Below are 18,319 nucleotides of genomic sequence, written 5' to 3' on the forward strand. Positions count from 1 at the left end.
TGTTGAAACGAGGCCGAAAGATATGACTATGTCAGATGAAGTTTATTCAGAGCTGCTAATAAACCTTATTTTTTAGCGTTAGGGAAAAAGCTTTGTTGGCCTTCGACCTTATAGCTGGCGATGGTTTGTTGTCCTTCGCTAGAGATGATCCAGTCAATGAATGCCTGGCCCTCAGCCTTTTTAACGTGAGGATGCTTGCTTGGGTTAACCAACATCACACCATATTGATTGAAAAGCTTTGGGTCGCCTTCAACAACAATGGCCAAGTCGCCTCTATTTTTAAATGTGAGCCAAGTGGCACGATCTGAAAGAATGTAACCATTCATGCCTGATGCTGTATTCAAAGCTGGGCCCATGCCTGAACCTGTTTCTTTGTACCAAGGCTGCGTGGCTGAAACTTCTACGCCAGCACCTTTCCAATAGCGAAGTTCTGCAGCATGGGTGCCGCTTTTATCGCCACGAGAAATAAAGGTGGATTTAGCATTTGAAATTTTTTGAAGAGCAGCTTGGATATCATTGCCCTTGGTCTTTGCTGGGTCAGCTTTAGGGCCAATCAAAACGAAATCGTTGTACATGACTTCAATGCGTTTTTCAGCAAAACCTTCAGCCACAAACTTCTCTTCAGCAACTTTATCGTGCACAAAAACCACGTCTGCATCACCACGACGACCAATGTCCAGGGCTTGACCAGTGCCAACAGCAACTACCTTGACCTGAATGCCTGTTTTTTTCTCAAAGACAGGGAGCAGGTGCTTAAAAAGTCCTGATTGCTCAGTTGAAGTTGTTGATGACACCACAATGCTCTTTTGAGCGTGGCTCATCCCAATAGTAGAAAAAGCCAATACAGCTAAAGCGCTGATTTTTAAAATATTACGTCGATTCATCTTGTCTCCTTTATAAATATGGCTATATCATCAACAATCATTTAAACAATATCAATATGTAATTGATTTCATATGCAAATTAAGATTAAGCCCAGTGTTTTTATTCATAAAAAACATAAAGTTCATACTGAACCAGTCGATTTGAGCTGGGTAGCTGGACTGCTGAGAGGTGTTCAAGATGGCCGATCTTTGCAGTCAGCTGCTGAAATCATGGAGATGTCTTATAGAACCCTTTGGAATCGTTTAAAAGCAGCAGAAAAGGAGTTGGATTGCCGTCTTTTGATGAGTGTGAAGGGGCATGGCTCAACTTTGACCGAAGCTGCCAAAACCCTATTGGCCATTGTTGATGAGGTGGAAAAAGAGTTTTCTGAGGTGAGTAAGGAGCAAGAAAAAAGATTGCAGCTTCACCTGGAGAACTTAAACAATGATGACCATAAGAAATGGTTACTTTGTGCAAGTAATGATCCCATCCTTGAAGACTCCGCCCAAGGAATTAATGCTTTTGAACTGCGAACCATGGGTTCAGGCCAAGCTCTTGAGCGATTGTTATCAGGTGATGCTGATTTGGCCGGTTTCCATGTGCCAGACGATGACAGTATTTCTGCAGTTCGTAAGCGCTTATCTGCTGAAGGCATTCAGGCATATCCAGTGATGAGGCGCAGCCAAGGATTGATCGTTGCTAAAGGTAATCCTCTGGGTATCAAACAATTAAAGGATCTGGCACGACCTGAGATTCGCTTTATCAATCGTCAACGAGGTGCAGGCACCCGATTAATGCTAGATAAGCTCTTGGATGCCCATGGCCTTGCTGCACAAAAAATCAAAGGGTATCAGCGAGAAGAGTTCACTCACAGCGCCATTGCAACAGCTATTTTGGCTGGCACTGCGGATGTGGGGGTAGGGCTTAAAAGCGTTGCTATTGAGTATGGGCTGAACTTTATCCCCTTGGGCGATGAGACTTATTTCTTGGCCATGTCACCCAGCTTGATTAAGCGCAGTGCGGTGAGTGAGCTGATTAGAAAAATCAGAGGTCACGCTCATTCACGCGCTGGATACGAAGAAGTGAAGCTTAGAAAAAAGCAAGTTAACAAATAACTTAACATTTTCTTCGTTATAAATTTAATTAACTTCTTACGATATGAACGCTGCAAGATGCTTCCTCAACAATTTTAGTCATTGAGCTTCGCCAAGGCGCCACCTTATTTGGAATCTTGTGTGAGGCGCCAATCATGATCATCGAAGCGTGGTTATCGTTCGCAAACTCAATGATGCGGGTAGCAGGGTCAATCGCCTCAAGTACATGAAAAGAAACTCTTTCAGTTGGCATGTTCAAGGGCTGTGCCCACTCCATTAACTGTGCCAAGTGATTGCGAACAATGCCTGAGGCAGTTTGTGTTTCTTCATTACCCTCAAATGTTGGTGTGCTAAATATAGTACTCAAGCAAATAATCCGACTCTCTGGATAGCCTTGCAATAAATGTTGCGCCGCATTTTGCATTTTGGAGCGCAATACCTCGTCATGTTGCCTGGTATCAATAGCTACGATCAGTACTGGCGCAGTATCTATTGCATTACTTGGTCTAGGGCATTCAGAGGGCTGATAGCCGGCCGCTTTGATCCATCGTTTGAAATTTGCCCATGGACTATTCGGAAAAATCTTTTCTGAGCGTTCGGTTAGTTGAATGCTTTGGGGATTTTTAAGAAGATGACCCAACCGTTTTGCGCTTTGATACCGTTGATCGGCTAGAGGCTCCAAACAACGAAGAACAACTTCTTGGAGCCAAGGAGGTATTTCTTTTCTGAGAGCTCTTGGAGGTAGTGGTTCACTCCACATTCTTTTTCTGAGGCCATTAATAGAGCTGGGAGCGCCAAATGGATGTTCTCCAGTTAGCATTTCATAAAGCAGGACGCCAATAGAGAAAATATCACTGCGCCAATCATTTCTGATGCCCATGATTTGCTCTGGCGAAATATAAGGGGCAGACCCAATACCTTTGATCATCGCCTCAAGAAGTAAATCAGGGAAACGCGCGTGGTGTGCTAACCCAAAATCAATCAAAGCTATTTTGCTATTAGGTTGAACCAAGATATTTTCTGGTTTGATGTCTAGGTGAATGACATCTTGTGCGTGGAGTGACCCTATGGCTGCAGCAATATTTGAAACAATTTCAATAACTTTTTCTATGTCATTTAGCCTGCCACCCTCTGCCTCAATAATTTTATCTAGTGGCGTGCCATTTAAATGCTCCATAGCTATATATGGTTTGGTGGCCATGTCACCTGTTCCAAAGACTCTTGGGACAAAAGGACTGTTAATGGCACTCATGATATTTAACTCGGTTTCAAAACCGATTAGGCTTTCAACAGGTTGATCTCGTCCAATACGAGGGACTTTTATCAGAATTGGATGGTCAATCCCAACTTTAGTGGCTTGGTATAAGACTGCCATGCCGCCTTTGTGAATTGGCTCGCCAATCAAAAAACCATCAATATCGTTGCCCTCTTGAAAAATATCTTTGATGGAGTCTAGATTTTTGTATAACACCATTTCTATCTATTACTTTGCATTGAGAAGGCGCAGGGCCAGTTTTAGTGGGAGACCAGCCTGTTCGACTTTGGTGGCGGCTTTGTGATGGTCATAGTCTATGCGATTAAAAGTAATTATTTCTTGATCTAGTTCAAATAGGGCGTAATTGGCCGCAGGATTACCATCTCTTGGTTGCCCTAAAGACCCTGTGATACTCACCCATTTTCTATGTTTAGAAATTGGAATTGGATTACCCGGCAAGGGTTTAAAGTGAAGTAACTTTCCTGAAGAGCTTTGATAGTAAAGGGCGGGTTCATGAACATGGCCAACAAATGTGTAGTTAGTGCCAGAGGCTTCGCTGCAACGCCATGCTGCCAAACTATCTTGTATATAGCTCCAGCTCTGAGGGTTTGCTGCTGATGCATGAACGTATGAAACATCATCAGTTTGATGCATCAGAGGTAAGTTTTTTAAAAAATTGACATGATCATCGTTGAGTTGTTCTCTGGTCCATTGAATGGCTTGCCAAGCATCAGAATTCATGAACTTTGAATGATCCATAAAAATTGCCTGATCGTGATTACCTAATACGGCTTTTGCTTTTCCTTTATCAATTAATTCGGCAATTTTTTCAATGATTGCAACTGGGTCAGCGTTGTACCCAACCAAGTCACCTAAAAATATATATTCATCTACGCCACATTCATTGGCATGCTCTAGACATGCTTCAAAAGCTTCTAGGTTGCTATGAATATCTGCAAAAAGAGCAATCTTGTGGTTATTAGACATTTTGATTGGCGAGTATTAAACACCTACATTTTCAGCCATAAATTAAGGTTTTAGTTGCAATTTATCAAAAAGAATTGAATTCGTATAAAATCACTCCTTATGAGAAATTCGTTTAAACGCCACTTTTCACATTGGATCGCAATACTTGCGGTTTTAATGAGTTCTGTTGCGCCTACAGTTTCCCAAGCGGTGTCATTGGCTCAGAATGGTCAGGGCATATCCATTGAAGTATGTACCACCACAGGCATCCAAATGACCCAGGTCATTGATGCCAGCGATGCTGATGAGCCAGCTCGGGCAAATGGCCATTGCCCTTTGTGTGTGGTTCATGGCAACTTCGTACTTCCATTAAATCACGAGCTTTCATTTGCAAAGCCTGTGAACAGTAATATATATCCTCAGCTTTTCTACCAGTCATCTAAGCCTTTATTTGCTTGGGTTGCGCTGCCCTCCAGAGCACCTCCCTCACTCGTTTGATTCTTAAGGTCGGCAACTATCTTTAGTTGCTCCGTATTGGAATGCGCACGCGCATTCAAAACAGATTCCATGCGAGTAAAAAATGAAAAGAAATTATTTATCACCAAAACCAATCGCTTTAGCAGTTGCGATGATGATTGCAGGCAATTGCGCTTATGCAAATCAAAATGTAACAATTCTTGAAGATGTTGTTGTGACGGCAGCTCAAATGACAACACCTACCACCATTGAATTAGATCCAAAGGTTCCTCGTCAACCTTTGCCAGCACATGATGGCGCTGACTTTTTGAAATCAGCCCCGGGATTTAGCATCATGCGTAAAGCTGGTACAGATGGTGAGCCAAACTTCCGCGGTATGGGTGGTTCACGCGTGAATATCTTGGCTGATGATCAAAATATCTTTGGTGGATGTGGTCAGCGCATGGATGCGCCAACAGCCTATATTTTTCCTGAGATTTACGACAAAGTAACAATTGTGAAAGGTCCTCAAACAGTTCTTTATCCAGGGCATGGTTCAGCCGCCACTGTTCGTTTTGAAAAAGAGCAAAAGACCTATGACAAGCCAGGTTACGATGTTCACGCATCAGGTTTAGTGGGTAGCTTTGGTCGTCATGACGAAGTGGTCGATGCTAATCTTGGTAACAAAGATTACTTCGCCACATTTACAGGTTCAAATTCAAAATCAGATAACTACAAAGACGGTAATGGAACTGAAGTGCATTCCAAATACCATCGCTATAGTGCCTCATCTTCGGTCGGTGTAACACCTGACAACAATAAGCGTTTTGAGTTATCTGCAGGCAGAAGCAATGGTTATGCGGCTTACGCTGATAGAACGATGGATGGCACTAAATTCTTAAGAGAAAACGTTGCTGCCAAAGGTCAAATTAAGAATGTTTCTGACTTGGTTGAAAAAGTTGAATTTCAGATTTCAAGAAATACTATTTTTCATACTATGTCTGAGTCTATGAGGGGTAATCCATCCAGCTATATGGATGTAACGCATGATACGAATGCGGCGCGGCTAACTTCAGATTTAAATTTAAGGGCCACAACAAAAGCCAAGGTTGGGCTTGATTTCTCTCAATCAACCCATGGAGGCAATATGCCAGGAATGGGTGCTCTTACTATTTCTGATGATTCTGAATTTAAAAATGCTGCTCTTTTTGCAGAAGTCACAGAGCAATTAAGTAAAAACAATAAGTTAATTGCGGGATATAGAGGAGAGTCTTGGGAAGTTGCCGATAAGCGATCTGGTATGGCATCAACCACTTCTGGTCAAACTCGTAAAGAATTCACAAACAGTGCTTTTGCTCGAGTTGAAAAAGCGTTAGATTCAATGCCAAACTCAACAGCATTTGTCGGTTTCGGAAGATCTGAGCGCATGCCTGACTATTGGGAATTGATTTCTAATAAGCAGAATTCATCAGGAGCCAGCGCTTTGATGAGCACTAAAACTGAAAAAACCAATCAATTGGATTTGGGTTTATTGCACAAATCAGGCCCATTTGATTTGAGCGCATCAGCCTTCTATAACAAAATCAATGATTTTGTTTTGGTGGATGCTAGAAGCGGTTACGCATACGGTATGTATGGAACACCGTCTTCTAGAAATGTGGATGCTCACACATATGGCGCTGAAATTACTTCAAGCTATGCTTTAACCAATGTTGTTAAATTTAATTCAAGCATTGCTTATGTAGAAGGTAAAAATGAAACTGATGGTCTGCCATTGGCTCAATTGGCACCCTTAGAAGGTAGGTTGGCGCTTGCCTATGATGATAAGAAATATTCATATGGTGCATTGCTAAGATTGGTTGCTCCGAAGGATGAGGTGGCTGTAGGTCAAGGCAATATCTCCGGGCAGGACGTTGCTAAATCTGGTGGGTTTGGAATTTTCTCTCTAAATGCCGGATATAAGCCCAATAAAAAGACCTTGATTGCAGCTGGCGTGGATAACGTTTTTGATAAAACTTATGCTGAGTTTATTAGTCGAGCAGGAGCTAACGTGGCTGGTTATACTCAAACCACTCGCGTTAACGAACCTGGCCGAACTGCTTGGTTAAAAGCAACGATTGCACTTGATTAAAGAATTTGAATTAATTTAGGAGATATGCATGAAAAAAGTAATTGGATCTGTATTGCTTGCATCAGCTTTTATTGCAACAACTGTGTTCGCAAGTGGTAACGAAGTGAAGGTGGGTAACTTGAAGATTGAGAACCCTCAAGCAAGAGCGACTGTGCCTGCTCAAAAAATGAGCGGTGGTTTTCTGAAGATTGAAAACAAGGGTGGTGCTGACAAGTTATTGTCTGCATCCTCCCCTGCGTCTAAAACCATGGAACTTCACACCATGACAATGGATGGCAATGTCATGAAAATGCGCGAAGTCAAAGCGATTGATATTCCTGCAAATGGCACAGTTGAATTAAAACCGGGTGGTTTGCACTTGATGTTCATTGATCTAAAGAGTCAGTTGAAGCCTGGTCTATCTGTACCGGTCAAACTTAAGTTTGAAAAAGCAGGTGAGGTTGAGGTTAAGTTTAAAGTGGGTGGTTTCCCAGCACATGGCGAACCAGGACATGATCACTCAAAACATCATTGATTGATTTTGTGCCCAGTAAAAAGGCCGCACACAGTGCGGCCTTTTTCTTACCCTCAGTTCTTGAGAGAATGATTGATCAGTGCTTAATCTAAGTTTCGATCAGTGACAGCACCTTTGCTTGCAGAACTGGCAAGGCGTGCATACTTGGCTAAAACACCGCGTGTGTAGCGTGGCTTAGGTTGCTTCCAAGCAGCGCGACGTTTAGCAATCTCTTCCTCGCTCACATTCAATTGAATCAATTGTGTGTGTGCATCAATCGTGATTGAGTCACCTTCTTGGATTAGAGCAATTGTGCCGCCCACGTAAGCTTCAGGAGCGACGTGACCAACCACCATGCCCCAAGTGCCACCTGAGAAGCGACCATCCGTGATAAGACCAACTGATTCACCTAAACCTTGACCCACTAGGGCTGAGGTGGGAGCTAGCATTTCGCGCATACCAGGACCGCCTTTAGGGCCCTCGTAACGAATCACCATCACATCTCCAGCTTTGATCTTATTGGCCATGATGGCTGCCATGGCATCATCTTCAGAATCAAATACTTTGGCTGGGCCTGTGATGCTTGGGTTTTTAAGACCAGTGATCTTAGCCACGCAACCTTCAGGAGAAATATTACCTTTTAGGATGGCAAGGTGACCTTGAGCGTAAATCGGATTGGCTAGAGTCTTGATCACGTCTTGATCAGCGCGAGGTACTGAAGGAATATCTTTCAATGTCCCAGCAATTGTTTTGCCAGTAATGGTCATGCAGTCACCGTGCAATAAACCGCCGTCTAACAAGATCTTCATGATTTGTGGAATGCCGCCAGCTTGGTGCAAATCAGTGGCCAAATACTTGCCAGATGGTTTCATATCAGCAATCACTGGAACGCGGCGACGCACACGCTCAAAGTCATCAATGGTCCAGTCCACTTCAGCTGCACTGGCAATCGCTAAGAAGTGCAACACCGCATTGGTTGAGCCACCAACCGCCATGATCACGCTCACAGCGTTTTCAATCGATTTCTTCGTGATGATGTCACGTGGTTTTAAATCATTTCTAATAGCTTCAATCAGCACGCGTGCAGATTCGGCTGCGCTATCAACTTTTTCTTGGTCCACGTTTGACATGGTTGATGAATATGGCAAGCTCATACCCAAAGCTTCAAAAGAAGAGCTCATGGTGTTGGCTGTGTACATACCGCCGCATGAGCCGCTACCTGGGCAAGCGTTTTGCTCAACGCCTTTGAAATCTTCTTCATTTAAACGGCCTGCTGTGAATTCGCCCACAGCTTCAAATGCTGAAACGATGTTCAATTCTTTACCTTTGTAGTGGCCGGCTTTGATTGTGCCGCCATACACATAAATACTTGGGACATTGGTGCGGGCCATGGCCATCATGCCGCCTGGCATATTCTTGTCGCAACCACCGACCACAACAACGCCATCTTGCCAAAGGCCGTTCACGCAAGTTTCGATTGAATCCGCAATCACTTCACGAGACACCAATGAGTACTTCATACCTTCGGTACCCATACCCATACCGTCAGAAATCGTAGGCGTACCGAAAATCTGAGAGTTACCGCCACCAGCTTCAATGGCTGCTACAGCAGCATCAGCGATGCGTTGTAAACCACTGTTACATGGAGTAATGGTTGAGTGACCATTGGCCACGCCAATCATAGGCTTGTTATCAAAATCAGAATCTTTGTAGCCCATCGCGTAATACATAGAACGGTTAGGCGCACGTGCAACACCTTCAGTGATCATTCTTGAGCGCTCATTCATGCGCTTAGGCTTTTTTTGCTCTGACATACAGTATCTCCAAGGGCTAATTTTTAGCAATTTTGTGTGTAAACCGCTATTTTGCCTTTTTTCCAGACCGAACTCACGTTAAAGGGATAAAGCCTTCAAAATACAGGGTAAAGTTGAGTGTATTAATCAAGATTAGCCATATAAAACAGAAAGAAATGAATGTCAGTCGAGCAAGCGAATAATTGGGATGCTATTGTTATTGGTGGTGGTGCGGCTGGTTTATTTTGTGCAGGCGTGGCTGGTCAATTGGGTCAAAAAATCCTGGTCTTGGATCATGCTGAAGTGTTGGGTGAAAAAATCAGGATCAGTGGTGGTGGCAGATGTAATTTCACGAACATGAATAGCACGCCAGCCAACTTTCTTTCAATGAACCCTAATTTTGTCAAAAGTGCTTTATCTCGATACAAGGCAAGTGACTTCATAGAGCTGGTCAAAAGCTACAACATTCCCTTTCATGAAAAGCACAAAGGGCAATTATTTTGTGACGTCTCTGCCAAGCAAATCATCGATCTTTTATTTGAAGAATGTAAAAAGGGTGGTGTGGTCATTAAAAACCCAGTGACGGTGACTGGCATTAAAAAGATCAACCAAGAAGATGCAAATCAAGCAAGCTATCCATGGTCAGTCGAGACATCAACTGGGATTGAGAAAGCCAAGGCTATTGTGATGGCCACCGGTGGGCTGCCTGTGCCGGCCATTGGGGCCACTGACTATGCCCTTGATGTGGCCAAGCAATTCAACATGCCTGTGGTCAATGTCAGACCTGCTTTGGTTCCTTTGTCTTTCACTTCTGATGAGTTTGCCAACTTAAGTGAATTATCGGGCTTGAGTGTTCCTGTGAAAGTAAAGTCTGGAACAAAGTCTCAGCGTTATGGAACATGTCAGTTTGATGAGGATTTATTACTCACGCACAAGGGACTCTCTGGCCCTGCGATTCTTCAGGGCAGTAGTTATTGGCATGAGGGAGAAGCGATTCACATCAACTGGTTCAATGATGTTGATATTGATGAACTGTTTGACGATGATGCCAACCGTTTGAAACTCACTGAAAATATTTTGGGAGCTGTTTTGCCACAACGCTTGGCCAAAGCATTTGCCGAGCAAAAGAATTTAATGGGGCGCAAGTGGGCTGAAGTTGGCAAGAAAGATCGCCAAGCTTTGAAAGATTTTTTGACTAACTGGGCAGTTAAGCCTGCTGGCACTTTGGGTTGGAAGAAAGCCGAAGTGATGTTGGGGGGTGTTGATACAAAAGCCCTAGATGGTCAAACCATGATGTCCAAAGACAATCCTGGTTTGTACTTCATTGGCGAATGTGTGGATGTGACCGGTCATTTGGGTGGACACAATTTTCAATGGGCTTGGGCCAGTGGCTTTGTGTGCGCGCATTCACTAGCAAGGAAATAGATCGCCTTTTTGGGGAATGATCACATTTTCCCAATGTAATTCTTGCTTGATCACTGCTGCAAAATTTGAGCTTGCATGAGATTCACCATGAATCACAAACACTTTAGATGGGGCAGATTTAAATCCTTTGAGCCATCTCAACAAGCCTGCCTGATCGGCGTGAGCTGATAAGCCACCGATGGTGTGCACGGAGGCTTTAACAAACACTTCTTTGCCAAGCACTTTCACAGGATTTACTTTATCGACCAAACGTCTACCCAAGGTGCCCATCGCCTGAAAGCCCGTGATGATGATGGCATTTTGACTGTGCGGCAAATTCCAATTCAAATGGTGGACCACTCTGCCTGCCTCACACATACCGCTTGCGGAAATAATGATGGCGCCACCTTTGATTCGGTTCAAGGCTTTTGACTCTTCCACGTCGGCCACAAATTTAAGATCAACGGCTTGATGATTTTTTGAAAACCACTCCAAGGTGTCTTGAGCTTGTTCGTCTAATTCATCAAAATAATTTTCCGTGAGATGGGTAGCTGCTGTGGCCATTGGGGAGTCAAGCCATATATTGAGGTGAGGTAAGCGTTTTTGGCGAACCAGCTCAATTAACATCAAGAGTATTTCTTGGGCGCGACCCACAGCAAAAGCAGGCATCACAATATTGCCACCATGCTTCATTGTTTCTGAGATGACTGTCACCAATTCATCTTTGGTGTCATCGAGGGTGCGGTGCAGTCGATCGCCATAGGTTGATTCAACCAATAAGATATCGGCCGACTCAATCAAATCAGGATCGGGCATCAACGGTTGGCCAAACATGCCCAAATCACCTGAAGCCACAACACGTTTCTTTTTATCCTCTTGTTCAACATCAATCACTGCGATGGCTGATCCCAAAATGTGACCTGCATTTCTGAAGTGAGCTTGAATGCCATCGATTGGTTCAAAGACTTGCCCATAGTCATAAGCTTTTAGTTGAGAAAGGCACTCATTGGCTTGTTTCACGCTGTATAAAACCTGAGGCAAATCTCCGTGCCATTTACCTAATTTTTGTTTTCTTTCAGCTCGTGAAAAATCACTTTCTTGAATATGAGCACTATCGAGTAAAAGAATATTTAATAAGGCTTTGGTGGCTTTGGTGCAATAAATCGTACCTTTGAATCCTTGTGCACATAGGCGAGGCAGTAGGCCGCTGTGATCAATGTGGGCGTGAGTCAAAATCACAAAGTCTAGATCTGCAGGGTTAAATGGAAGCTCCTCTAGGTTCTTTTCATCTGCATCTCTGCCACCTTGAAACATACCGTAATCAATCATGAAGCAAAACTTCTTACCTTTGATTTCACCTTCAAGGTAATGACGAGATCCAGTGACTTCTCCTGCTGCTCCAAAAAACTTGATGTGCATTATTTTCCTAAGATCTTTTAATTTAATGGCTCAATGATTTCTTGAGAGTTGTTACGATTGCATCAACATCATTGATCACAGCAGCGCCTTTTAGGTGATCACCATTTAAAAATCCATGTTCATCTGCCTGCCTTAAGAAAGACAGTAGTTGGTCGTAATAATTACCCCAGTTGGCGATGATGATTGGTTTCTTGTGGGCTCCAACCTGAATGCCTGTCCAAACTTCGAATAATTCATCAAGAGTTCCAAAGCCGCCGGGCAAAATTAAAAAAGCATCTGATTTCTCTATCATCAAACGTTTTCTTTCGATGATGTCATCCACCACAAAGAGTTCAGTCAATTGCTGTTGAATCGGCTCTCGTGAGGTTAGACCTTTAGGGATGATTCCAATCACTGAGCCATTCGCTTCAATGGCCGCTTTGGCCACCGCACCCATCAGGCCCAAACGACCACCACCAAAGACTATGCCAAATCCTGCATAACTGAGTTCTCTGCCGATTTCTGCAGATTTAGCAATCATGTCTAAATTATTACCGTCGCGTGAGCCACAAAATACACAAATGTTTTTCTTCATGCCTCAAGCATAATCCACTTCGAACACCATTTTGAATATAGGGGTGTCTCAGAGTAAGATTTAGGTATTAAAGGACTCAGTCCGCACATATTCAAAGGTAATAGATGCTTTCATCCATATTGGCCATTAGCGCAGGAGCTTCATTGGGAGCGGTCTTGCGCTGGCTATTGAGTTTGGGCTTGAACGCTGTTTGGGCAACCATGCCCTTGGGCACTTTAGCGGCTAACTTAATAGGTGCCTATCTTGTTGGATTCTTGATGAGTCTCTTGGAGGCTCATGCAGGAATGTCGGCCGAATGGAAATTGTTTTTGATCACAGGTTTTTTGGGTGGCTTGACCACCTTTTCAACCTTCAGTGCTGAAGTTGTGGCTATTTTGCAATCAGGAGCCTATGTTCGTGCATTTGCAACCGTTGCTCTTCATCTTTTGGGCTCCTTGGCTTTGACCATTTTGGGCATTGCTAGCTACCAATGGCTGAAGTAAATAATTATTTTTATAAAACTCTAAGGACAAAAGAATGATTTTAGAAATTGTTGATATCAGTATTGACCCAGCTAAAAAAGCTGATTTTGAAAAAGCAGTGGCAGCCGGTATTGCTGATGCGATCGCTCCAGCAAAAGGCTTTTGTGGCTACAAACTAAATGCAGGTGTAGAAAAGCCAGGCCGTTATATTTTGATGATTTACTGGACCACGCTTGAAAATCACACAGTTGATTTCAGAGAGTCAGAAGCATTTGCTCGTTGGAGAAGTCATGTGGGCCCATTCTTCTTGAGTCTGCCCAACGTTGAGCATTTCACATTGGCACACAAGTCTTAAGTTCTGAGGTTTTAGATTTAAGCTTTGTGCATGAGGGTTGTGATCTTGTGCGACATTTCTACCTCGCACACATCCAACTCTCCATAAATAGGCATGGCATTGCTCGGGTCCGGGGCAGCTGCTAAAGGGATGTGTCCTTCCGTGGCTAGCAAGCCTGAAGTTGGATCGATGCCCACCCAGCCAGCCCCCGGAATAAAGACCTCGCACCAAGCATGAAGCTCAGCCACATTCTCTTGGCTTTCAGCGGGGCTATTTAAATTGTGCCAATCTGTGTTCGCTTCGATCAAATAGCCTGAAACAAAACGTGCAGCAATGCCCATGTGGCGACACAATTGCACCAATAACCAGCTTGAGTCTCTGCAAGATCCGGAATTTAATTGAAGTGTCTCTTCGGTCGATTGAACTCCAGGTTCGTGTCTGACCATGTAGCGCACTTTATTGAAAACGAGTTGATTGAGGTAAACAATGTACTCAATCGTGTGTCTTTTCTCTTGAGGAACTGTTTTGATGAATGCTTGAAACAATGGCCCACATATTTCAGTTTCTAAGTATGGCGACAATCCAGCAATCAGATTGGGCTCATATGTGAATGGGTGGTGCTCAGCTGATGGCTCAACAAAAAAGTCAAAAGGGTTGATGGTTTTTAGTTCTGCTGTTAACTCGACATTGATTTCAAAGAAATTGGTTTTTTCAGTAAAGACCAATCTGGCCACGTGATTGGAAAAAGGATCTTGTTGCCAATTAATGAAATAAGTCGATGGCTTGATATTCAATTGATAAGAGCTGATCGGTGTCCTGCAATGAGGGGCAGGCCTCAGTTTGATCAATTGAGGTCCCAATTGAACTGCTTGGCTGTATTGATAGTGGGTGACGTGCTTTAGAGATACTTTCATGTTCATTCAATTATCAATGCAAGTCTTGTGCCAAGGTCAGTGAAATTAATAAAAAAGGGCTTAAAAGAGTTAAGCCCTTTTAAGCCCTATCAGAATACCAGTGAATGGATGATCAAGCTTCCATGATTGGAATTTGCTCAATCTTGGAGGCATTTTCTTGCTCAACATAACGTGCAATGAATGCACCATTGCTGTTCATTGGAAGTTTTGCCCAAACTGTATAACCTGCACCAGGCACAACGCGCATCGGCTCACCTTTTTGACTGAAAATTTCTTCAATGACGAAATCAGTATTGCCACTTGGCTGAATAATTTCTAATTTATCGCCAACAGAAAAGCGGTTCTTCACTTCAATCTTGACCAATTGTTTTTCGTTATCAACATCAATCACATTGCCAACATAAAGACTGCGACCCGAGAGGGAGAAACCACGCAAGTAATTTTGCTGATCTTTGTCTGGGTGACGAACATAGAAACCATCGGTGTAGCCGCGATTAGCCAAACCTTCTAGATGACCCATCAACACTGGGTTGAATGGACGACCAGCCACTGCATCGTCAATCGCAGAGCGGTAGGCTTGTGCTGTTCTTGCCACGTAGTAAGGGGATTTAGTTCTGCCTTCAATCTTGAAGGAATCAATGCCCATTTCGGTGAGGCGCTGAACGTGTTCAATCGCGCGCAAATCTTTTGAGTTCAAGATGTATGTGCCGTGCATGTCTTCTTCGATCGGCATCCATTCGCCAGGTCGATTACCTTCTTCTAGAAGGTAGATGTCACCAGTGGCGTCTTCATCAGCTTTAGCCACTTTGTAGTCCCAGCGGCATGAATTGGTGCATGTGCCTTGATTAGGGTCGCGATGGTTGAAGTAACCAGACAACAAGCAGCGGCCAGAGTAAGCAATGCACAAGGCACCGTGAATGAATACTTCGACTTCCATTTCTGGACAGTCTTGACGAACTGCTTCGATTTCATCAAGAGATAGTTCTCTTGAAAGAATCACTCGGCTAACGCCTACTGAACGCCAAAACTTCGCAGCATGGCCATTCACTGTGTTGGCTTGTACTGATAAATGAATCGGCATGTCTGGCCAATTTTCTCTGACCAACATGATCAAACCAGGGTCTGACATGATCAATGCATCTGGTTTAAGCGCAATCACAGGCTCCATGTCTTTGACGTAGGTGCGAGTTTTTGCGCCATGAGGGAAGATGTTTGATACCAGGTAAAAGTTCTTACCTTGAGCATGGGCCGTCTCAATGCCTTCGCGCAAAACTTCAATATTGCCAAAGTCATTATTGCGAACACGCAATGAGTATCTTGGCTGTCCAGCATAAACGGCCGTCGCACCAAAGTCGAAGGCGGTGTTGAGCATGGTCAGGCTACCAGCAGGGGCTAAAAGTTCAGGTGTTTTCATAGCCCGTATTTTAGGCGTTTTCAGGGCTTTTTGCCCGTTAAGCCTATCTTTTACCTAGGGGTATTTCAGATTGTGAGCAAAAAAGCTCTTAATTGAGAGAAATGTCCCTAGAACAGAAGGGCGCAAATGAAATTGATTGCTTTGTGCGCTGTCTAGAAGCGCTCTAGAAACGCTCATTCGGCCCCAGATGGCGCCATTGACCAACAGGGAGATTACCCAGAGGGATTTGCCCAATACGAATACGTTTTAAACCAATCACTTTTAAGCCAACCAATTCGCACATGCGGCGGATTTGACGTTTTTTACCTTCTCGCAAAACAAAGCGCAATTGATCGGTATTTTGCCAACTCACTTTGGCTGGCTTCAAAGCTTCATCATCGAGCTTTAAGCCATGATTGAGAAGTCGCAAACCTTCTGCAGTCAAAGTGCCTTCAACACGCACCAAGTACTCTTTTTCAATCGGACTGTTTTCACCAATCAAGAGTTTCGCAATACGACCATCTTGAGTTAACACCAGTAAGCCGCTTGAGTCGATATCCAAGCGACCAGCAGGTGCTAGACCTCGGGTATTGAATTTACCAGGTAGATTTGCTGACAACTGGTGCACAAATTGATTTTCTGGCGTGATCAGAGAGGCAGCAGGTTTGTACTCTCGATCTTCATCAAAGTGAGAAATATAGCCAACTGGTTTATTGAGGATGATGGTGTAGCGACGAGCTTGTTGTGCAATCGCCGCTTTCTTTAATTCAATTTTTTGATTGGGAAAAGCTCTTGCGCCTAATTCACTGACAACTTCGCCATCAACCAATACCAAGCCCTGCTCGATATAGTTGTCAGCTTCGCGCCTTGAGCAAATTCCTTGCTCAGACATTAGTTTTGAAATGCGTACTTTTTCCACAGACGTGATTATCGCTTACTTACTGTGTACTAGCCAAAATGGTTGATGTCAGGCTGACCATTAAGGCTGCGGAGTTTGACTATTCTCTTTGAATGATTCGGTTAACGCCACTTGAAGTTTGGTATGAATCTTCATGAGTTGCTTGCGCAGTAAATAAATGACTGTGCCCATCAATATAGCTAGGATGAAGAGCATACCCACCGGAGGGAAGATGCTGGAGCTTAAGGCTGACACCAAAATCATCAAAGAAACAATCGCCAAAACTGGCATCAATTGGGTGAAGAGCATTTGAGTGGCGATGGTGTCTTCAGACGAATGGTGATTTGAGTGAAGTCTTGCATCAGCCAATAGCATGCCAAGCGCTTCTAGTTTTTTATAAATCGCAAACAAAAATGGCGCTGACAGCAGCAAGCTTGTTGCCCACATGAAGGCTTGCTGATAAATCTCGGTGAACCAAACTAAGTGACCTGTGTCGACATAGCCATTGATGAAGGTGAATACTTTGGTTGCAGATAGGAAAAGGGTGATGACCACACAGGCATTCACAAAAACGTGGAATGTGATTCTTCTAACAAAAGGCCTGATATCTGAACGCATTTGATCATCCGAGCGAATTTGGCCAAGCCATTCTGAATATTGGACGAATACATTTTTAATTGGATTTGGAATGCGCTTGCCCATCCAATCACTCATTGGATCAGACCCCTTGATCAAGTAGGGTGTGAAAAGGGTGGTGATGGTGGAAACAGCCACCACGATTGGATACAAGAAGTCGCTGGTCACGTTCAGTGTTAAACCAAGCGATGCAATGATGAATGAGAACTCACCGATTTGCGCTTTACCCATGCCAACGCGCATCGACGTTCTGCCATCATGGCCAGTGATAAATGTACCCATACTGCAAGAAACAACTTTGATGGCTATCACGGTGAAGCTGATGAGTGCAATCGGAATAGCATATTTCCAGATGACGCCAGGATCTAGTAGAAGACCAATGGTCACAAAGAAGATGGCAATGAACATGTCTTTGACAGGTTCAATTAATTTCTCAATCGAGTGGATGTGACGAGACTCAGCCATGATGGCGCCAATTAAAAACGCACCCAAAGCAACGCTGTACTCCATCTTGATCACTAAGAGGCAAAAACCAAAGCAAAGACCTAAGACCGTGACCAACAGCATTTCTTTGCGATGAAACTTTGCCACCACATTCAAAAGTCGTGGGATCAATAAGATGCCGGCGGCTAAAGAAATGGTCATGAATAAAATCAACTCGCCAATGGTCATGGCTGCATCAACGGCGGCTAATTGACCGGTTGTGGCGATACCCGTGAGCATCACAATCAAACTGATGGCAAGAATATCTTCCACAATCAAAATGCCATAAATGAGGTGGGCAAATTTTTCTTTTTTTAAGCCAAGCTCTTCGAGAGCTTTGACGGTGATGGTGGTTGAGGAGATGGCCATCATCGCGCCCAAGAAAATGGAATCCATTGGCGACCAGCTAAAGAAGCGGCCAATTTCATAGCCAACCCAAATCAATAAAACAATTTGGGTGATGGCTGCGACAAATGCTGTTGCACCCACTTTAGCGAGCTTTCTTAAGCTAAATTCAAGGCCTAAGCCAAACATCAAGAAGACAACCCCGAGTTCTCCAAGGGTTTTAATGGTCTTTTCGTCAGAAATAAATGGAACAGCGGTGGTATATGGCCCGATAATGAGGCCCGCAATGATGTAACCCAAGACAACTGGTTGTTTTAGGTAATGGAAGATCACCGTGACTACGCCGGCAGTCAGCATGATGACCGCCAAGTCCTTGATGAAATCTACTCCATGCATATGTTTAGTC

General features: G+C 43.8%; 17 protein-coding genes. 7 read left to right on the top strand and 10 right to left on the bottom strand.

Annotated features, from left to right (window positions below):
* Positions 1 to 65: 65 nt before the first annotated feature.
* On the bottom strand, positions 66 to 884 hold the full coding sequence (locus AOC33_RS04675; protein WP_089515389.1) for an ABC transporter substrate-binding protein: 819 nt from the start codon (positions 882 to 884) through the stop codon (positions 66 to 68).
* A 72-nt stretch (positions 885 to 956) separates the two neighbouring features.
* On the opposite strand from AOC33_RS04675, the gene AOC33_RS04680 reads away from it, so the two are divergent.
* Positions 957 to 1,979 carry a substrate-binding domain-containing protein gene (locus AOC33_RS04680; protein WP_089515390.1) on the top strand — a complete coding sequence of 341 codons (1,023 nt, stop codon included), beginning with the start codon at positions 957 to 959 and terminating at the stop codon, positions 1,977 to 1,979.
* 28 nt (positions 1,980 to 2,007) lie between these two features.
* Here the strand turns inward: AOC33_RS04680 and AOC33_RS04685 are convergent, their stop codons facing one another.
* Positions 2,008 to 3,432: a bifunctional serine/threonine-protein kinase/universal stress protein gene (locus AOC33_RS04685; protein WP_089515391.1), complete on the bottom strand. Its 1,425-nt coding sequence runs from the start codon at positions 3,430 to 3,432 to the stop codon at positions 2,008 to 2,010.
* A gap of 9 nt (positions 3,433 to 3,441) precedes the next feature.
* Positions 3,442 to 4,200: a metallophosphoesterase family protein gene (locus tag AOC33_RS04690; protein WP_089515392.1), complete on the bottom strand. Its 759-nt coding sequence runs from the start codon at positions 4,198 to 4,200 to the stop codon at positions 3,442 to 3,444.
* 156 nt (positions 4,201 to 4,356) lie between these two features.
* Between AOC33_RS04690 and AOC33_RS09260 the strand changes: the two genes are divergently transcribed.
* The 3 genes from AOC33_RS09260 to AOC33_RS04705 all read left to right on the top strand — a co-directional run bounded on the left by AOC33_RS09260 (position 4,357) and on the right by AOC33_RS04705 (position 7,280).
* The gene (locus tag AOC33_RS09260) at positions 4,357 to 4,677 is read left to right on the top strand and encodes a DUF2946 family protein (RefSeq protein WP_180738098.1); all 321 of its coding nucleotides are present in this window, start codon (positions 4,357 to 4,359) and stop codon (positions 4,675 to 4,677) included.
* A gap of 82 nt (positions 4,678 to 4,759) precedes the next feature.
* Positions 4,760 to 6,766, top strand: a complete 2,007-nt coding sequence (locus AOC33_RS04700; protein ID WP_089515394.1) for a TonB-dependent copper receptor — start codon at positions 4,760 to 4,762, stop codon at positions 6,764 to 6,766.
* Positions 6,767 to 6,794: 28 nt separating this feature from the next.
* Positions 6,795 to 7,280 (top strand): copper chaperone PCu(A)C, encoded by a 486-nt coding sequence (locus AOC33_RS04705; RefSeq protein ID WP_089515395.1) that lies wholly within the window; start codon positions 6,795 to 6,797, stop codon positions 7,278 to 7,280.
* 83 nt (positions 7,281 to 7,363) lie between these two features.
* Here AOC33_RS04705 and ilvD read toward each other — a convergent pair whose 3' ends face one another.
* On the bottom strand, positions 7,364 to 9,046 hold the full coding sequence (gene ilvD / locus AOC33_RS04710; protein WP_089515618.1) for a dihydroxy-acid dehydratase: 1,683 nt from the start codon (positions 9,044 to 9,046) through the stop codon (positions 7,364 to 7,366).
* 186 nt (positions 9,047 to 9,232) lie between these two features.
* Here ilvD and AOC33_RS04715 point away from each other — a divergent pair, with 186 nt between their 5' ends.
* Positions 9,233 to 10,477 (top strand): BaiN/RdsA family NAD(P)/FAD-dependent oxidoreductase, encoded by a 1,245-nt coding sequence (locus AOC33_RS04715; protein WP_089515396.1) that lies wholly within the window; start codon positions 9,233 to 9,235, stop codon positions 10,475 to 10,477.
* Here AOC33_RS04715 and AOC33_RS04720 read toward each other — a convergent pair.
* Positions 10,463 to 11,875, bottom strand: a complete 1,413-nt coding sequence (locus AOC33_RS04720) for an MBL fold metallo-hydrolase RNA specificity domain-containing protein (protein ID WP_089515397.1) — start codon at positions 11,873 to 11,875, stop codon at positions 10,463 to 10,465. The two genes, AOC33_RS04715 and AOC33_RS04720, sit on opposite strands and share 15 nt — an antisense overlap.
* A gap of 22 nt (positions 11,876 to 11,897) precedes the next feature.
* Positions 11,898 to 12,449 carry an LOG family protein gene (locus AOC33_RS04725; RefSeq protein ID WP_089515398.1) on the bottom strand — a complete coding sequence of 184 codons (552 nt, stop codon included), beginning with the start codon at positions 12,447 to 12,449 and terminating at the stop codon, positions 11,898 to 11,900.
* A gap of 104 nt (positions 12,450 to 12,553) precedes the next feature.
* On the opposite strand from AOC33_RS04725, the gene crcB reads away from it, so the two are divergent.
* Positions 12,554 to 12,931, top strand: a complete 378-nt coding sequence (gene crcB / locus AOC33_RS04730; protein WP_089515399.1) for a fluoride efflux transporter CrcB — start codon at positions 12,554 to 12,556, stop codon at positions 12,929 to 12,931.
* Positions 12,932 to 12,965: 34 nt separating this feature from the next.
* A complete protein-coding gene (locus AOC33_RS04735; RefSeq protein WP_089515400.1) occupies positions 12,966 to 13,265 on the top strand; it encodes an antibiotic biosynthesis monooxygenase family protein in 300 nt (99 codons plus the stop codon).
* 17 nt (positions 13,266 to 13,282) lie between these two features.
* Here AOC33_RS04735 and AOC33_RS04740 read toward each other — a convergent pair whose 3' ends face one another.
* The 4 genes from AOC33_RS04740 to AOC33_RS04755 form a co-directional block, all read right to left on the bottom strand.
* A complete protein-coding gene (locus tag AOC33_RS04740) occupies positions 13,283 to 14,158 on the bottom strand; it encodes a transglutaminase family protein (RefSeq protein WP_180738099.1) in 876 nt (291 codons plus the stop codon).
* 112 nt (positions 14,159 to 14,270) lie between these two features.
* Complete coding sequence (locus tag AOC33_RS04745; protein WP_089515402.1) at positions 14,271 to 15,572, bottom strand: peptidase U32 family protein; 1,302 nt, start codon at positions 15,570 to 15,572, stop codon at positions 14,271 to 14,273.
* 163 nt (positions 15,573 to 15,735) lie between these two features.
* Positions 15,736 to 16,470: a pseudouridine synthase gene (locus tag AOC33_RS04750; RefSeq protein WP_089515403.1), complete on the bottom strand. Its 735-nt coding sequence runs from the start codon at positions 16,468 to 16,470 to the stop codon at positions 15,736 to 15,738.
* 60 nt (positions 16,471 to 16,530) lie between these two features.
* Positions 16,531 to 18,309 (bottom strand): cation:proton antiporter, encoded by a 1,779-nt coding sequence (locus tag AOC33_RS04755; protein WP_089515404.1) that lies wholly within the window; start codon positions 18,307 to 18,309, stop codon positions 16,531 to 16,533.
* Positions 18,310 to 18,319 lie beyond the last annotated feature (10 nt).

The organism is Polynucleobacter cosmopolitanus (genome assembly GCF_002224225.1).
GTDB lineage: Bacteria > Pseudomonadota > Gammaproteobacteria > Burkholderiales > Burkholderiaceae > Polynucleobacter > Polynucleobacter cosmopolitanus.

Bases quoted from the DNA above. Each gene is read 5' to 3' on its own strand.
- AOC33_RS04680 (WP_089515390.1), top strand. From the start codon at position 957: ATGCAAATTAAGATTAAGCCCAGTGTTTTTATTCATAAAAAACATAAA.
- AOC33_RS04740 (WP_180738099.1), bottom strand. From the start codon at position 14,158: ATGAAAGTATCTCTAAAGCACGTCACCCACTATCAATACAGCCAAGCA.
- crcB (WP_089515399.1), top strand. From the start codon at position 12,554: ATGCTTTCATCCATATTGGCCATTAGCGCAGGAGCTTCATTGGGAGCG.
- AOC33_RS04700 (WP_089515394.1), top strand. From the start codon at position 4,760: ATGAAAAGAAATTATTTATCACCAAAACCAATCGCTTTAGCAGTTGCG.
- AOC33_RS04745 (WP_089515402.1), bottom strand. From the start codon at position 15,572: ATGAAAACACCTGAACTTTTAGCCCCTGCTGGTAGCCTGACCATGCTC.
- AOC33_RS09260 (WP_180738098.1), top strand. From the start codon at position 4,357: ATGAGTTCTGTTGCGCCTACAGTTTCCCAAGCGGTGTCATTGGCTCAG.
- AOC33_RS04755 (WP_089515404.1), bottom strand. From the start codon at position 18,309: ATGCATGGAGTAGATTTCATCAAGGACTTGGCGGTCATCATGCTGACT.
- ilvD (WP_089515618.1), bottom strand. From the start codon at position 9,046: ATGAATGAGCGCTCAAGAATGATCACTGAAGGTGTTGCACGTGCGCCT.
- AOC33_RS04725 (WP_089515398.1), bottom strand. From the start codon at position 12,449: ATGAAGAAAAACATTTGTGTATTTTGTGGCTCACGCGACGGTAATAAT.
- AOC33_RS04715 (WP_089515396.1), top strand. From the start codon at position 9,233: ATGTCAGTCGAGCAAGCGAATAATTGGGATGCTATTGTTATTGGTGGT.
- AOC33_RS04720 (WP_089515397.1), bottom strand. From the start codon at position 11,875: ATGCACATCAAGTTTTTTGGAGCAGCAGGAGAAGTCACTGGATCTCGT.
- AOC33_RS04675 (WP_089515389.1), bottom strand. From the start codon at position 884: ATGAATCGACGTAATATTTTAAAAATCAGCGCTTTAGCTGTATTGGCT.
- AOC33_RS04690 (WP_089515392.1), bottom strand. From the start codon at position 4,200: ATGTCTAATAACCACAAGATTGCTCTTTTTGCAGATATTCATAGCAAC.
- AOC33_RS04705 (WP_089515395.1), top strand. From the start codon at position 6,795: ATGAAAAAAGTAATTGGATCTGTATTGCTTGCATCAGCTTTTATTGCA.
- AOC33_RS04685 (WP_089515391.1), bottom strand. From the start codon at position 3,432: ATGGTGTTATACAAAAATCTAGACTCCATCAAAGATATTTTTCAAGAG.
- AOC33_RS04735 (WP_089515400.1), top strand. From the start codon at position 12,966: ATGATTTTAGAAATTGTTGATATCAGTATTGACCCAGCTAAAAAAGCT.